The organism is Desertihabitans brevis, assembly GCF_003327535.1.
In the GTDB taxonomy this organism is placed as follows: Bacteria; Actinomycetota; Actinomycetes; order Propionibacteriales; family Propionibacteriaceae; genus Desertihabitans; species Desertihabitans brevis.
Genome location: NZ_QOUI01000011.1, coordinates 140,367 through 154,400 on the forward strand (window position 1 = coordinate 140,367; position 14,034 = coordinate 154,400).

13 protein-coding genes, 1 tRNA gene and 1 other RNA gene are annotated in these 14,034 nt (G+C 73.8%); 9 read left to right on the forward strand and 6 right to left on the reverse strand.

What is annotated here, in order from left to right:
- Positions 1–16 precede the first annotated feature (16 nt).
- Both DT076_RS16375 and DT076_RS16380 read left to right on the forward strand, forming a co-directional pair.
- Positions 17–748: a class I SAM-dependent DNA methyltransferase gene (locus DT076_RS16375; protein WP_114127765.1), complete on the forward strand. Its 732-nt coding sequence runs from the start codon at positions 17–19 to the stop codon at positions 746–748.
- A gap of 1 nt (position 749) precedes the next feature.
- Positions 750–1,208 (forward strand): anthrone oxygenase family protein, encoded by a 459-nt coding sequence (locus DT076_RS16380; RefSeq protein ID WP_114127766.1) that lies wholly within the window; start codon positions 750–752, stop codon positions 1,206–1,208.
- A gap of 153 nt (positions 1,209–1,361) precedes the next feature.
- Here DT076_RS16380 and DT076_RS16385 read toward each other — a convergent pair whose 3' ends face one another.
- The 3 genes from DT076_RS16385 to DT076_RS19460 all read right to left on the reverse strand — a co-directional run bounded on the left by DT076_RS16385 (position 1,362) and on the right by DT076_RS19460 (position 4,373).
- Positions 1,362–2,741, reverse strand: coding sequence for a M14 family zinc carboxypeptidase (locus DT076_RS16385; RefSeq protein ID WP_114127767.1), 1,380 nt, complete (start codon positions 2,739–2,741; stop codon positions 1,362–1,364).
- Between the two features lie 164 nt (positions 2,742–2,905).
- A complete protein-coding gene (locus tag DT076_RS16390) occupies positions 2,906–4,135 on the reverse strand; it encodes an endonuclease/exonuclease/phosphatase family protein (protein ID WP_114127768.1) in 1,230 nt (409 codons plus the stop codon).
- 64 nt (positions 4,136–4,199) lie between these two features.
- A complete protein-coding gene (locus DT076_RS19460) occupies positions 4,200–4,373 on the reverse strand; it encodes a hypothetical protein (protein WP_158548175.1) in 174 nt (57 codons plus the stop codon).
- A 319-nt stretch (positions 4,374–4,692) separates the two neighbouring features.
- On the opposite strand from DT076_RS19460, the gene DT076_RS16395 reads away from it, so the two are divergent.
- Entirely contained in the window at positions 4,693–5,511 is an 819-nt protein-coding gene (locus tag DT076_RS16395; protein ID WP_233494018.1) for a maleylpyruvate isomerase family mycothiol-dependent enzyme, read from the forward strand.
- A gap of 38 nt (positions 5,512–5,549) precedes the next feature.
- The gene (locus DT076_RS16400) at positions 5,550–6,326 is read left to right on the forward strand and encodes a putative protein N(5)-glutamine methyltransferase (protein WP_114127769.1); all 777 of its coding nucleotides are present in this window, start codon (positions 5,550–5,552) and stop codon (positions 6,324–6,326) included.
- 68 nt (positions 6,327–6,394) lie between these two features.
- On the opposite strand, the gene DT076_RS16405 is transcribed toward DT076_RS16400, so the two are convergent.
- Positions 6,395–6,479, reverse strand: a tRNA-Ser gene (locus DT076_RS16405).
- A 138-nt stretch (positions 6,480–6,617) separates the two neighbouring features.
- Between DT076_RS16405 and DT076_RS16410 the strand changes: the two genes are divergently transcribed.
- The 3 genes from DT076_RS16410 (at position 6,618) to ffs (ending at position 9,864) form a co-directional block, all read left to right on the forward strand.
- A complete protein-coding gene (locus DT076_RS16410; RefSeq protein ID WP_199539245.1) occupies positions 6,618–8,219 on the forward strand; it encodes an alpha/beta fold hydrolase in 1,602 nt (533 codons plus the stop codon).
- Between the two features lie 125 nt (positions 8,220–8,344).
- Entirely contained in the window at positions 8,345–9,664 is a 1,320-nt protein-coding gene (gene aztD / locus DT076_RS16415) for a zinc metallochaperone AztD (protein ID WP_233494023.1), read from the forward strand.
- Positions 9,665–9,769: 105 nt separating this feature from the next.
- Positions 9,770–9,864, forward strand: an RNA gene (ffs, locus tag DT076_RS16420) — signal recognition particle sRNA small type.
- A 20-nt stretch (positions 9,865–9,884) separates the two neighbouring features.
- Here ffs and DT076_RS16425 read toward each other — a convergent pair.
- Both DT076_RS16425 and DT076_RS16430 read right to left on the reverse strand, forming a co-directional pair.
- Positions 9,885–10,703: an ABC transporter permease gene (locus tag DT076_RS16425; protein ID WP_114127770.1), complete on the reverse strand. Its 819-nt coding sequence runs from the start codon at positions 10,701–10,703 to the stop codon at positions 9,885–9,887.
- Positions 10,700–11,566: an ABC transporter ATP-binding protein gene (locus tag DT076_RS16430; RefSeq protein WP_114127771.1), complete on the reverse strand. Its 867-nt coding sequence runs from the start codon at positions 11,564–11,566 to the stop codon at positions 10,700–10,702. The genes DT076_RS16425 and DT076_RS16430 overlap by 4 nt, the downstream gene beginning before the upstream one ends.
- 55 nt (positions 11,567–11,621) lie before the next feature.
- On the opposite strand from DT076_RS16430, the gene DT076_RS16435 reads away from it, so the two are divergent.
- Both DT076_RS16435 and DT076_RS16440 read left to right on the forward strand, forming a co-directional pair.
- A complete protein-coding gene (locus DT076_RS16435) occupies positions 11,622–12,377 on the forward strand; it encodes a TetR/AcrR family transcriptional regulator (protein ID WP_147264173.1) in 756 nt (251 codons plus the stop codon).
- 54 nt (positions 12,378–12,431) lie between these two features.
- Positions 12,432–14,034, forward strand: a 1,603-nt coding sequence (locus DT076_RS16440) for a DNA polymerase III subunit gamma and tau (protein ID WP_233494019.1), incomplete at its 3' end; no start/stop codon positions are given.

Below are 14,034 nucleotides of genomic sequence, written 5' to 3' on the forward strand. Positions count from 1 at the left end.
TGGGAGAGTCGGGGGCGTGCTGCCGAACTACTTCGACGAACCGGTCGCGGCCCGCTACGACGACTCCGACGACGGGCAGTTCGACCCCGAGGTGGTCGAGCGGACGGTCGACGTGCTGGCCGAGCTGGCCGACGGACGTCCCGCGCTGGAGCTGGCCATCGGCACCGGCCGGGTCGGGTTGCCGTTGAGCCGCCGCGGCGTGGCCGTGTCCGGGATCGAGCTCTCGGAGGCCATGCTGGCGCGGCTGCGGGCCAAGCCGGGCGGGGCCGACATCCCGGTGGCCGTCGGGGACATGGCCGAGGTGCGGGTGCCGGGGGAGTTCGGGCTGGTCTACCTGGTCTTCAACACGATCGGCAACCTCACCACCCAGGACGCCCAGGTGCGCTGCTTCGAGAACGCCGCCGCCCACCTCGCCCCGGGCGGGCTGTTCCTCGTCGAGGTCGGGGTGCCGAGCCTGCAGCGGCTGCCGGTCGGGGAGCGGTTCGTCGTCTTCGAGCACACCGACGACCACGTCGGCATCGACGAGTACGACGTCGTCACCCAGTGGATGGCCTCCCACCACTACCTGCGGGAGGGGGACGAGCGCTACCAGCGCTCGTCCGGCCCGTTCCGCTACGTGTGGCCCTCCGAGCTCGACCTGATGGCCCGGATCGCCGGCATGGTGCCGCTGCACCGCTGGGCCGACTGGGACCGCTCGGAGTTCACCGCCGCGAGCACCTCCCACGTCTCGATCTGGCAGAAGGTCTGACGTGCTCTGGGAGCTGCTGGTGCTGCTCACAGCGGTCGCGGCGGCGCTGGTCGGCGGGGTGTTCTTCGCCTTCTCCGGTTTCGTGATGGCCGGTCTGGCCCGCACGCCCGACGAGGTCGGTGCCGCCGCCATGGCCGGCATCAACGTCACCGCGGTCCGCCCGCCGCTGATGCTGGCGCTGTTCGGCACCGCGCTGGCCTGCCTGGTGCTGCTGGTGCGCGGCGTGCTGGACGGGTCGGGCTGGCTGGTCGCCGGCGCGCTGGTCCATCTCGCCGGCTGCGTCGTCGTCACCGCGGCCGGCAACGTCCCGCTGAACAACCGGCTGCAGGCGGCGGTCGGCTCGGGCACCGACGTCGCCGCCACCTGGCAGCACTACCTGCGCCGCTGGACCGCCCTCAACCACGTGCGCAGCGTCGCCGGCGTGGCCGCCGCCGTCCTGCTCCTGGTGCCCACCCTCTGACCCGCGCGCCCAGCTGCTCCCCTCGCGCGCCCTTCGACAGGCTCAGGGCGTTGGGGCCGGATGCCGTTCGAGGTGATACCGCGCGCCGGAGAGCGCGGTATCACCTCGAACCAGCGGAAAGGTAGCGGCGGGAGGGCAGCGGCAGGCCGGGTGTCAGCCGGCCTTGCGCTGCTCGGCCAGGACGCGGGCGTCCTCGTCCTCGTCCTCGGCGCTGCCGATGCTCGGCCCGCGCGGCGGGATGGCGTCGTACTCGTCCGGGTCGAGCCGGTCCACCTGGCCCGAGGCGATCGAGGAGAGCATCCCGTCCAGGCCGACGTAGACGGCCCGGGTCAGCACCGCGCGGTACTGCTGGCCGAGCGTCTGGGTCTGCCCGCGCACCTCGAACAGGACCGCACCGCTGCCGTTGAGCGCGAACGAGCCGAGCGCGGTGCCCGGCAGGTCGATGTCCTGCGGGTAGAGGGTGACGTTGCCGAACAGCGGACGCTCCGCGGCCTTGGCCTGCAGCGCCCGGTTGACCGCGACGTTGAGCTGCTTGGAGTAGTCGAGGTCGTAGTCGTCGGCGTACTCGGCGTAGTCGGGCTTGGTGGCGGGGTCGGCCACGAACTTGCCCGAGATCGACAGCGTGACGAACTCGTCGCGGTCGTCGGGCATCACGTAGCAGGCGCCCTGGTGGTGCAGGTCGACGTAGGTGTCGACCTCGCCGAACTCCATCGTCAGGCCCTGGTAGAGGTCGCGGATGGTGCGCGCCTCGGGCGTGATGTACCAGCCGGTGTCGGCCGAGGTGCCCGGGAAGTCGTCGGGGTCGGGGACGTAGCCGAGGTCGGGGTTGAAGTCGCGGTTGGTGTCGAAGCCCGGCGCGGAGCCGTAGTCGTCACCGGTGCGCGGCTCGTCGTAGTAGTTCCAGGCCGGGTCGCTGCCGCGCAGCTGCGGGAAGCGGGCCTGCACCTCGGCCCAGGTCTGGTCGTTGCCGCGGCGGTCGAGCTCGGCGCCGTCGGGGTTCATCTTCGGCACCGCGACGATCGTCAGCTCCGAGCGCCACTGGCGGGCCTTGCGGTTGTCGCTGGTGCCGACCCAGTCGAGCAGGTCGAGGATGGCGTCGGTGCCGGTCTTCTCGTTGCCGTGGATCTCGCTGACGAGCATGACGACCGTGTCACCCTCGCCGACCCGGGCCGACCAGATCTCGCGGCCGCGGTTGCTGCGGCCGATCTCCTCCACGTCGACGCGGCCCTCGCTGACCCGCTCGATGCGGTCCAGCTCGACGCCGAGCTCGCGGTGGTCGGTGAACTCGTTGACCGGCAGCTCGCGCGGCTCGTCGCTGCAGGTCGGGGCGGCGGCGACGAACTGCCGGTCGGCCGGCTGGGCCTCGTCGAGCTTGGACGAGGACGCCGGGGCGGTGGCGAGGTCCTCGGCGGGGACCGCGCTGGCGGTCGGGCCGAGCGCGGAGCCGGCCAGCAGGGCGAGACCGGCGAGCCCGGCCGCGGGGGCGATCAGACGCCGGCGTCGTGCGGGGACGCCGGCAGGGGGGTGGGTCATGGGATCTCCTGGGGGTGCAGGGTGTGACCGCCGCACCGTCGCGGCGGTCCTCCCCTCCTACCAGAGCCGTTCGACGACCCGCCAGAGCCACCCGCCTCCCGGTTCGAGGTGATCCCGCCTCCCAGGGCCGCCGGGATCACTCCGAACCGGCGGGGGCGGGAGGGTCAGACGCGCAGGTCGACCCAGACCAGGCGGTGGTCCGACGACGGGAAGGGGAAGGTGCCGGTCAGCCGCGACAGCGGGTCGTCCGAGGTCGGCCAGAACACCCCGGAGTCGCGGATCCGCAGGTCCCGGCTGGGTAGCACGTAGTCGACGCGGATGTTGCCCGGGGGCTCGGCGAAGTCGGCGGTGTCCTGGGCCGGCGGGGCGACGTGCTCGTCGTTCGGTCCGCCCTGCAGCTCGCTCGCCTCGACCGCGCCCTCGCTGCTGGGCGTCCGGCTGGGGTTGACCCGCGGGTGGTCGAGCAGCTGGTCGGCCGCCCCGGGCACGGAGTCGCCGTCCAGCGGGTCGGCGTTCTGGTCGCCGGCGATGACGAAGGACGAGCCCGCGCGCAGCCCGCCGCGGCGTCCCTCGTCGTCGTAGATGTAGGCCGAGCCGCGCAGCCCCGACACGTAGTCGGCCCAGAAGCGGATCTCGTCGGCGTTGCGCCGGCCGTTGCGGTCCTCCGCGCCGTCGAAGGTGGGCGGCGTGGGGTGGCTGGTGAGGAGGTGCACCGTCCGTCCGTCGACCTCGACCGGGACGTCCCAGTGCGACTTGCTCGACAGCGGCAGGGAGGCCAGCTCCTCCTCGCTGTACCAGTCGGCCGGCGCGGGGGTGGCGGGGTCGTCGGGCAGCAGCGCGCCCGGCATGTCGGCCCAGCGGAAGTGCTGGAAGGTGCGGACGTCCTCGGTGGCGATCGGGTGCCTGGAGTAGACGACCATCCCGTACTGGCCGGGGAACAGCCCGAAGCCCCAGGCGTCGTCGCCGCCGCCGACGGTGCCGTCGTTGTTGAGGTCGAACCCGCTCGGGACGCCGGTGTTGACCGGAGCGGTGAAGGAGTAGGGGTAGTCGATCGGGTCCGCACCGTTCTGGCCGCGCTCGAGGTAGTTCTCGGCGAACAGCTCGACCGAGCGGCCCTCGGCGTCGAAGTCGAACTCCTGCAGCACGAGGACGTCGGGCCGGGTGCGCTGGACGATCTCGGCGATGGTGCGGGCCTGCGCGTTGTCGGGGGTGGAGAGGTCGGACTGCAGCTGGCCGAGGGCGCCCCGGTTGAGCGAGGCGTTGAAGGTGGCGAAGCGGAGGGCGTCGGCGCCCGGTGCGGCGGCGGCCGGCGCGCCGGGGCCGGTGACGGTGCTGCCGGCGGCGATCAGGCCGGCGACGGCGGCGGTGGCGATGAGCCGGGGGAGGAACGACATGACCCCGAGCCTGTCACTGGCTCGGGGTCGTGTCGTGGTCGGTGGGTGAACGGTGGGTGACGTCTCACACCACCGGCTCCAGGCCGGCGGGTGCGATCCACCGGGCCAGCCGGACCCGGACGGTGCGCAGGCGCGGCTCGCGCGGCGTGCGCAGGGCCTCGAGCTGGGCGTAGCGCTCGGCGGCGCGACGGCTCAGCTCACGCTGGTCGACGACGGGGACGGGGTCGTACGTGTACATGACAGGTCCTCACAGGGTGCGTGATCGGTGCAGGGCAGGCGTCGTCGACGGATGCCGGACGACGGCAGACGCGGGGTGTGGCGCCCGGGGCGCGGACTCGGGACGGCTCAGCGGAGCGGTCGGATGAGGCCGGTCAGCGGATCGCGGGAGGCATCGCTCCTGCCCGTGGCGGTGAAGGTGAAGATCATCGGTACCGACCTCCTTCCTGGTCTCGGCGCCCCGCTGCCTGCGAGGACGAGAAGGACGCTACCGAGGCCGCGGGACGGGCGGCAACGGGTTTTCCGCGGCGCCGGCACGCGGGCCGTCTAGGGTGCTGGCCATGACTGCCACGCTGACGGTGGAGCGCTACCTGGACGCACTGCGACAGGGCGTCGACGGGTTGCTCGAGCACGCCGTCGCCGCCGGTCCCGGGGCCGACGTGCCCACCTGCCCGGGGTGGACCGTGCGGGATCTGGTGGCCCACCTCGGCATGGTGCAGCGCTGGGCGACGGCGCACGTCACCGCCACCCTGGACGGCTTCGACGGCGCCCTGGTCGAGGACGAGGGCGCGCGCGCCGACGACCCGCTCGGTTGGCTGCGGGAGGGGGCCGACGCGCTGGTGACCGCGCTGGAGGCGGCGCCGGACGACCTGGAGGCGGAGTTCTTCCTCACCGACGCGCCACCACCGCGGGTCGCATGGGCCCGCCGGCAGGCGCACGAGGCGACCGTGCACGCGGTGGACGTCCTCAGCGCCGCCCTCGGCCGGGTGCCGCGTGCCGCGGAGGCGCAGATCGCAGCCGACCTGGCCACCGACGGGATCGACGAGCTGCTGGCCGGCTTCCTGCCCCGCCCACGGACCCGGCTGCGGCTGGACGAGCCGCTGGTGCTGGAGGTCTCGACCACCGACACCGACAGCGCCTGGACCGTCCACCTCGGGCCGGACGTCCCGCGGACCGCCCACCAGATGGCCGCGGACGGTCCGGACACGCGCCTCACCGGGGAGGCGGTCGCGGTCTACCTCGGGCTGTGGAACCGCGGGGAGGAGCTGCACGCCGACGGCGTGGACGTGCTCGAGGAGTGGCGGGCCGAGATGCGGATCAGCTGGGGACGTCCGCGGGTGGCCGAGACCGCCGGGCTGCCGCCGTCCCCGCCGACCTGAGCCGGCGCACGGCGGACGGCAGAGGGCAGGATCGGGGCGTGACGTCCTCCGCCGACCTGGACACGCTCGTGCAGCGGCTGCGCGCGGCCGGGTGCGTGTTCGCCGAGGAGGAGGCCGACGTGCTGCTGGCCTCGGCCGGCGACGGTGCCGAGCTCGAGCGGATGGTCGCCGACCGGCTGGCCGGCGTGCCGCTGGAGCACGTGGTGGGTTGGGCCTCCTTCGCCGGGTCGCGGGTGCCGGTCCGGCCCGGGGTGTTCGTGCCGCGCCGTCGCACCGAGCACCTGCTGGCCGTCGCGGTCGGGCTGACCCGGCCCGGTGAGCTGGTGGTCGACCTGTGCTGCGGGTCCGGGGCGATCGCGCTGGCCCTGCACGCCGCCGTCCCCGACCTCCGGCTGCACGCCAGCGACCTGCAGCCCGAGGCGGTCGCCTGCGCTGCGGACACCCTCGCCGGGATCGCCGCGGTGCACGCCGGGGACCTGTTCGACGCGCTGCCGGCCGACCTGCGCGGACGGGTCGACGTGGTGGTGGCGAACGTGCCCTACGTGCCGACGGCGGCCGTCCCGCTGCTGCCCCGGGACGCCCGCGAGCACGTCGCGCCGATGACCGTGGACGGCGGTGCGGACGGTCTGGCGGTGCTGCGCCGGGTGGCGGCGGAGGCCACCGACTGGCTGGCGCCCGGCGGTCGGCTGCTCAGCGAGGTGGCCGAGGACCAGGTGCCCCCCGCGCTCGCCTTGCTCGAGGCGTCCGGGCTGCGGGCCCGGGTCTGCGAGGACGAGGAGCTGGACGCTCACGTGGTGGTGGGCCGCTCCGTCTGAGCCGGGCGTCCCGACCCAGACGGCAGACGCCGCCCGGGCTCGAATGAGCCGGGCGGCGTCCGGTGCGGCGGAGGATGGGGGATTCGAACCCCCGAGGGCTTGCACCCAACCCGCTTTCCAAGCGAGCGCCATAGGCCACTAGGCGAATCCTCCGCCGGGCATCGTACGCGACTCCGCGGGCCCGGGCCAATCGTCGCCGACGGTGATGGCGGTGGGCACCGGCCGGGGAAGCCCTTGCCTGCGCCGGGCGAGGGTTGACCCGGTACCTGGGACACACGGTGCGCTGTCGCCATGATGCTCACCCGACGGTGGACCTCCCCGTCCCGACGCCACCGCGCCCGGGCGTTCTGCCTGGGCGTCCTCAGCCTCGCCGTGCTGGCCCTCAGCGCGTGCACCCCGACCCCTCCTCCCGCCACGCCGGGGCCGGGCGAGGACGACCTCACCACCTTCTACGACCAGGAGCTCACCTTCGGGTCCTGCGTCGACTACGCGACCTCACCCTCGGAGGAGGCGGCCCTCGCCATCGAGGCCTTCGAGTGCGCACGCCTGCAGGTGCCCCTCGACTACGACGACCCGCAGGGCGAGCGGATGCAGATCGCCGTCCTCCGCGTGCGGGCCCAGGGCGACCCCGCCGAGCGCATCGGGTCCCTCGTCATCAACCCCGGCGGACCCGGGGGCAGCGGTGTCTTCATCGGCGCGCTGGCGAGCACCGGCCTGGCCGGGACGGCGCTGCTGCAGCGTTTCGACTTCGTCTCCTTCGACCCGCGCGGGGTCGCCGCCTCGCTGCCCGCGATCAGCTGCTACACCGACGAGCAGAAGGACCTCGGCCAGGCGAAGCCGACGCTGCTCGGCACCTCTGGGTCGTGGACCGAGCAGGACACCGCGACCTTCGTCGAGCGCTGCGCGGAGGGCTCGGGCGGGGAGCACGTGCTGGGTGCCGTCGGCACCCGCGACGTCGCCCGGGACATGGACGTGCTGCGTGCCGCGCTGGGTGACGAGCAGCTCACCTTCGCCGGTCAGAGCTACGGCACCCGCCTCGGCTCCGTCTACGCCGAGCAGTTCCCGCAGAACGTCCGCGCCATGGTGCTCGACGGCGCCTTCGACCCGCGGCAGACCAACGCCGAGCGACGTCTCGACCTGCACCGTTCCTTCCAGCGGTCGTTCGACCAGATGGCCGCCTTCTGCGCCCAGCAGCAGGACTGCCCGTTGGGGGAGGACCCGGCCCGGGCGAACCAGGTGTTCCAGGACCTCGTGCAGCCGCTGGTCGACCAGCCGGTCCCGGCCGGCGAGGGCCGCACGGCCGACTTCGGCCAGGTCACGGGAGGGGTGGGCTCGGGTCTGTACGACGCCGCCAGCTGGCCCGCCATCATCAGCGGCATCACCCAGCTGCGGGACGAGGGCCGCGCCGACGAGCTGCTCACCCTCAACGACAACCTGCTCGGACGTCGCCCGGACGGCACCTGGAGCAACTACCTCGACGCCACCTACGCCATCGGCTGCATGGACCAGGAACGCCAGACGCCTGAGCAGGAGGCGGCACTGCGCGCCGAGCTGGCCGAGGTCAGCCCCTTCCTCGACCCGGGGCAGGACGTCGCCGCTGGCACCCGGGACGCCTGCGAGCACTGGCCGGCCGAGCCCACCCTCGACCCGCCGTACGCGCAGGACGTGGAGGGCCTGCCGCCCACCCTGGTCATCTCGATCACCGGCGACCCGTCCACGCCCTACGACGCCGGGCTGGGCCTGGCCGACTCGCTCGGATCCGGTTTGCTGACGGTGGAGGGGGAGCGGCACACCGTGGCGCTGGAGCGGCTGAGCCCCTGCGTCAACGACATCGTGGACCGCTACCTCATCGACCTGGAGCCGGTCGCCGAGGGCGCCACCTGCACGCTCTGACCGCCGGCCGGGTGCATCCGCCCTCACGGCGCACCCGGCCGCGCCGCGCCGACGCGGGCTTGGCGGGTCGCCCGATCATGGCCTACGTTACCGATAACGATTCTCAGTCTGATTGGAGCGTGACCATGACCGACCGACGGGCCCTGCTGGCAGGGCTGGGCGTCGCGGGCCTGCTGACGGTGGCCGCCTGCGGCACCGGGAGCGAGCCCACCGCTGCGCCGGAGCCGAGCGCGGAGACGTCCACCGCACGCACCGAGGTGACCGGCACCCGGCTCGCCGTCAGCTACGACGGCGGTGTGATGGTGCTCGACCAGGACACCCTCGAGCCGGTGGCCGACATCCCGCTGGAGGGCTTCCTGCGGCTCAACCCCGCCGGTGACCAGCGCCACGTCCTGGTCTCCACCAGCGAGGGCTTCCAGGTGCTCGACACCGGCGTGGAGGTGCAGGGCCACGGCGACCACAACCACTACTACGACACCGGCGCGACGCTGACCGACGTCGTCCATCCCGCTCCCGAGCCGGGGCACGTGGTCCGGCACGCCGGCAAGGTGGCGCTGTTCAGCGATGGCGCCGGGACGGTCGCCCTGCTCGATCCCGAGGAGGTCGCCGCCGGGCCGGCCGAGCCCACCTGGACCGCGCCGAGCCCGCACCACGGCGTCGCGGTCCCGCTCGAGGACGGCGGCATGGTGGTCAGCGTCGGCACCGAGGAGGAGCGCACCGGTGCCGCCGCCCTGGACGCCAGCTTCACCGACGTCACCCGCAGCGACGAGTGCCCCGGGCTGCACGGCGAGGCCACCGCCGGCAACGGCGCGGTGCTGCTCGGCTGCACCGACGGCGTCCTGCTCTTCAAGGACGGCTCCTTCACCAAGGTGCCCAGCCCCGACGAGTACGGCCGGATCGGCAACCAGGCCGGCTCGGAGCACTCCGACGTCGTCCTCGGCGACTACAAGACCGACCCGGACGCCGAGCTCGAGCGCCCGACCCGGGTCTCGCTGACCGACACCGAGACGGGTGAGCTGCGGCTGGTCGACCTGCCGGCCAGCTACTCCTTCCGCTCCCTGGGTCGCGGCCCCGAGGGCGAGGCCCTGGTGCTGGGCACCGACGGGAAGCTGCACGTCATCGACCCCGACTCCGGGGAGATCACGAGCTCGATCCAGGTGACCGAGGAGTGGCAGGAGCCGCTGCAGTGGCAGCAGCCGCGTCCGACCCTGGCCGTCGAGGGGGAGATCGCCTACGTGACCGAGCCCGAGACCAGCGAGCTGCACGTCGTGTACCTGCCCACCGGCGAGGTCGTCGACACCGCCACCCTCCCGCACGAGCCGAACGAGATCACCGGCGTGGGCGAGGCCGTGGCGGGTGAGCACGACCACGAGCACGCCGAGGGCGACGAGCACGCGCACGAGGGCGAGGAGCACGCCGCCGAGGGCGAGGAGCACGGCGAGTAGGCCCGGGCCGAACGCCCCGTCCGAGACGCGCAGCAGCCACCGGCACCCCGCCGGTGGCTGCTGTCGTGCGTTGGGCTGCAGGCCCGGGGGCCGGTATGCTGCTCGGCAGCCCCCCGTGCGGCGTTATCTCGCCCAACTCCCCCAGGGCCGGAAGGCAGCAAGGGTAAGTGAGCTCTGTCGGGTGCGCGGGGGGCCCTTCCGTGCCGCGACACCGACCGGCTCAGTGCACGAGCCTCGAGCGGGTCCGCGGGAACCGCCAGGCCGTCAGCGCGAGCGCCACCGCCAGCACGCCGAGCGGCCACAGCACCGCCGCCACGGCGTCCCCGCCCGGTGAGACGCCGGCCAGCAGTGCCCGGATCGACTCCGTCAGCGGTGTGATCGGCTGGTGCTCGGCGAACACCCGCAACCACGACGGCATCGTCGCCACCGGCACGAACGCGCTGGAGGCGTAGGGCAGGAACAGCAGGATGAAGCCGTACCCGCTGGCGGCCTCGGCCGAGCCGGCGACCAGCCCGAGGAAGGCGAACAGCGCGGTGATGGCGAGGATCCACAGCGCGACCAGCCCGACCGCGGCCAGCCACTCCACCGGTCCGGCGGCGGGTCGGAACCCGAGCAGCACCCCCACGAGGATCACCACGGCGGTGCTGAAGAGGTTGCGCAGCAGGCTGGCGACGGTGTGCCCGACCAGCAGCGCCACCCCGGGCACCGGCATGGTGCGCATCCGGTCGATGGTGCCGGTGGTCATGTCCCGGCTGACCGCGACCGCCGTGGTGGCGGCCCCGTAGCCCGCGCAGAGCAGGATGATGCCCGGCGTCACGTAGTCGATGTAGGCCCGGCTGTCGCCGCCGATCGCCCCGCCGAAGACGAAGGTGAACACCAGCATCAGCAGGGTGGGCAGGACGATGCCCATCAGCAGCGCCTCGGGGTCGCGCAGGCTGTGCCGCAGGCTGCGTCCGACGAAGACGGTGAACGGCGTCAGGACGCCGGGGCGGACCGGCGGTGTGGTGGCGAGCGGCCCGCGCGCGGTGATGGTGGTCATGCGGCCTCCTTCCCGGTGAGCTGGAGGACGACCTCGTCCAGGGTGGGGCGGCGCACCTGCACCCGGGCGCTGCCGGGCAGCGAGCGCAGCACGGAGGCGACGTGCCCGGCCGTCCCGTCGGTGGTGAGGGTGTCCGACGGCTGGCCGTGCTCGTCCAGCACCTCGACGACGTCGCCGCCGGCGCCCGCCTTCAGCTCGGCGGCGGTGCCCTCGGCGACCAGACGGCCGGAGTCCAGCACGGCGATCCGGTCGGCCAGGGCGTCGGCCTCCTCCAGGTACTGGGTGGTGAGCAGCACCGCGGTGCCGTCGTCGGTCAGCCGGCGCACCTGCTCCCACAGCGCCCGCCGGCTGCGCGGGTCGAGTCCGGTGGTGGGCTCGTCCAGCAGCAGCACCCGGGGAGCCCGGACGAGGCTCATCGCCAGGTCGAGCCGGCGGCGCATCCCGCCGGAGTAGGTCCCGGCCCGACGCCGGGCCGCGTCGGCCAGGTCGAACTGCGCCAGCAGCTCACCGGCCCGCCGACGGGCGTCCAGCCGGCTGAGCCCGAGCAGCCGGCCGACCATCACCAGGTTCTCGGTGCCGCTCAGCATGCCGTCGACGGCGGTGTGCTGCCCCGTCAGGCCGATCAGCTGCTGGACGGTCCGTCGCTCGCGGGCGACGTCGTGGCCGAGCACCGACAGGCTCCCGCCGTCCAGGCGCTCCAGCGTGCTGACGATGCGGACCAGGGTGGTCTTGCCGGCGCCGTTGGGCCCGAGCAGGGCGGTGATGCCCGGCCCGACCCGCCAGCTGACGCCGTCGAGGACGGTGTGCGCGCCGAAGCGCTTGGTGACGTCGGTGAGGACGAGCACCTGATCTGTGTAGGTCATACGCTGAGTGTGACATACACAGATTGCCCCGTACACAGTTTGTAGGGTGGTCCCCGTGCCGGACACCGTCGAACCAGGGTTGCCCCGGGTGGTCGCCATCGCCTGGGGGATGGCCGTCGCCCCCAGCCGCGGCCCGCGCCGGGAGCTGAGCCACGAGAAGATCGTCGAGGCGGGCATCGAGATCGCCGACCGCGACGGGCTGGCCGCGGTCACGATGCAGCGGGTGGCCGAGTCGCTCGGGTTCACCACGATGGCGCTGTACCGCTACGTCTCCACCAAGGACGAGCTGCTCGACCTGATGCGCGACGCGGCCATCGCCGTCCCGCCGCGCCAGAAGCTGCCGCAGCCCTGGCGGGAGGCCCTGCGGGCGTGGTGCCAGGTGATGCGCGAGTGCTACCGGGCGCACCCCTGGGTGCTGGCGATCCCCCGCCGGCAGGAGGTGCTGCTGATGCCGAACGCGGTGGCCCTGGTCGACCTGGGGCTGCAGGCGATGGCGGAGCTGGCCCTGGACGAGGAGCAGAAGATGGCCGCCGTGCTCACCCTGAGCACCTACGTCGGGGCGATGGTCGGGCTGGAGGGCGAGCTGGCCGTCGAGCCGGACGCCGAGTACACCGCAGAGGCCTTCGCCGCGCTCGGTGAGGTGATCACCCCCGAGCGGTTCCCCGCGCTGCGCTCGATGCTGCTGGCGGGGGAGTACGTCGGCGGCCCGCCGTCGCCGGAGCAGGGTCTGGAGGCGGAGCTGGAGTTCGGCCTGGAGCGGATCCTGGACGGTCTGGAGCGGCTCGACCGGGAGCTGCGCGAGTCGTCCTGAGGTCGGCGTCGGGAGCGGGTGGAACTGTCGGCGTCCGGGCATAGGGTGGCCGTCGTGAGTGAAGAGGTGGCAGCCCCGGACGTGCCGACGCCGCCGCTGGCGCTGTACCGGCGCTACCGGCCCGACACCTTCGCCCAGGTCATCGGGCAGGACCACGTCACCGAGCCGCTGCAGCGCGCCCTGGTCAACAACCGGGTCAACCACGCCTACCTGTTCTCCGGCCCGCGGGGCTGTGGCAAGACCACCTCCGCGCGCATCCTCGCCCGTGCGCTCAACTGCGAGCAGGGTCCGACGCCGACGCCGTGCGGGCAGTGCCAGTCCTGCCGCGACCTGGCCCGCGGCGGTCCGGGCAGCATCGACGTGATCGAGATCGACGCGGCCAGCCACGGCGGCGTGGACGACGCCCGCGACCTGCGCGAGCGGGCGTTCTTCTCCCCGGTCAGCAGCCGCTACAAGGTCTACATCGTCGACGAGGCGCACATGGTGACCACGGCAGGCTTCAACGCCCTGCTGAAGCTGGTCGAGGAGCCGCCGCCGCACGTCAAGTTCGTCTTCGCCACCACCGAGCCGGACAAGGTGATCGGCACCATCCGCTCGCGCACCCACCACTACCCGTTCCGGCTGGTGCCGCCGAAGGTGCTCAGCGGCTACCTCGCCGAGCTCTGCGAGGCCGAGGGCATCGCCGTCGAGCCCGCAGTGCTGCCGCTGGTGGTGCGGGCCGGCGGCGGGTCGGTGCGCGACTCGCTCTCGGTGCTCGACCAGCTGCTCGGCGGGGCTGGGGAGCAGGGGGTCAGCTACCTGCAGGCCGCCGCGCTGCTCGGCTACACCCCGGACTCGCTGCTGGACGAGATGCTCGACGCCTTCGCCGCCGGTGATGCGGCCAGCGTCTTCGCCGCGGTCGACAAGGTGATCGAGGTCGGTCAGGACCCGCGCCGCTTCGCCGAGGACCTGCTGCGCCGGCTGCGCGACCTCGTCATCGTCAACGCCGTGCCGGACGCCGTCTCCTCCGGGCTGGTCGAGGCCGCCGACGACCAGGCCGAGCGCCTGCAGAACCAGGCCGCCGCCCTCGGCCCGGGTGAGCTGGCCCGGGCGGCCGAGGTGGTCGCCTCCGGCCTGACCGAGATGCGCGGCACCACCGCCCCGCGCCTGCACCTGGAGCTGATGTGCGCCCGGGTGCTGCTGCCCGGTGCCGACGTCGACGGCCGCGGCCTGCACGCCCGCCTGGAGCGGCTCGAGCGCCGGGTCGGCATGGACGTCGCCGACCACCTCGGCCACACCGGCCCCGCCCGCTCCACCCGCCCAGACCCCGACCCCGAACCGACCCCGCGCCCCCGCCCCGACACCCAGCGCCCGGGCAGCGACCCCACCCAGCGCCCTGAGCCTGTCGAAGGGCGATCCTCCCAGCGCCCGGGCAGCGACCCGGCCCAGCGCCCTGAGCCTGTCGAAGGGCGCCCCACCTCCGAGGACGGCACCGCTCCCGAGCACCCGGGCAGCGCCCCCACCCAACGCCCTGAGCCTGTCGAAGGGCGATCCACCGACGAGGCCGCCGCTACCCAGCGCCCCACCCCGGGCCCGGGCCAGCGACCGGGGCGGCCGGAGCCTGGACGCACCGCAGGGGCGCTGCCGGTGGTCGGCTGGGCGGACGCATCGACCTGGG

Excerpts from the sequence above, each read along its gene's own strand:
- DT076_RS16385 (WP_114127767.1), bottom strand. The coding sequence starts at position 2,741 with ATGACCCACCCCCCTGCCGGCGTCCCCGCACGACGCCGGCGTCTGATC.
- DT076_RS16390 (WP_114127768.1), bottom strand. The coding sequence starts at position 4,135 with ATGTCGTTCCTCCCCCGGCTCATCGCCACCGCCGCCGTCGCCGGCCTG.
- DT076_RS19460 (WP_158548175.1), bottom strand. The coding sequence starts at position 4,373 with ATGTACACGTACGACCCCGTCCCCGTCGTCGACCAGCGTGAGCTGAGC.
- DT076_RS16395 (WP_233494018.1), top strand. The coding sequence starts at position 4,693 with ATGACTGCCACGCTGACGGTGGAGCGCTACCTGGACGCACTGCGACAG.
- DT076_RS16410 (WP_199539245.1), top strand. The coding sequence starts at position 6,618 with ATGATGCTCACCCGACGGTGGACCTCCCCGTCCCGACGCCACCGCGCC.
- aztD (WP_233494023.1), top strand. The coding sequence starts at position 8,345 with ATGACCGACCGACGGGCCCTGCTGGCAGGGCTGGGCGTCGCGGGCCTG.
- DT076_RS16425 (WP_114127770.1), bottom strand. The coding sequence starts at position 10,703 with ATGACCACCATCACCGCGCGCGGGCCGCTCGCCACCACACCGCCGGTC.
- DT076_RS16430 (WP_114127771.1), bottom strand. The coding sequence starts at position 11,566 with ATGACCTACACAGATCAGGTGCTCGTCCTCACCGACGTCACCAAGCGC.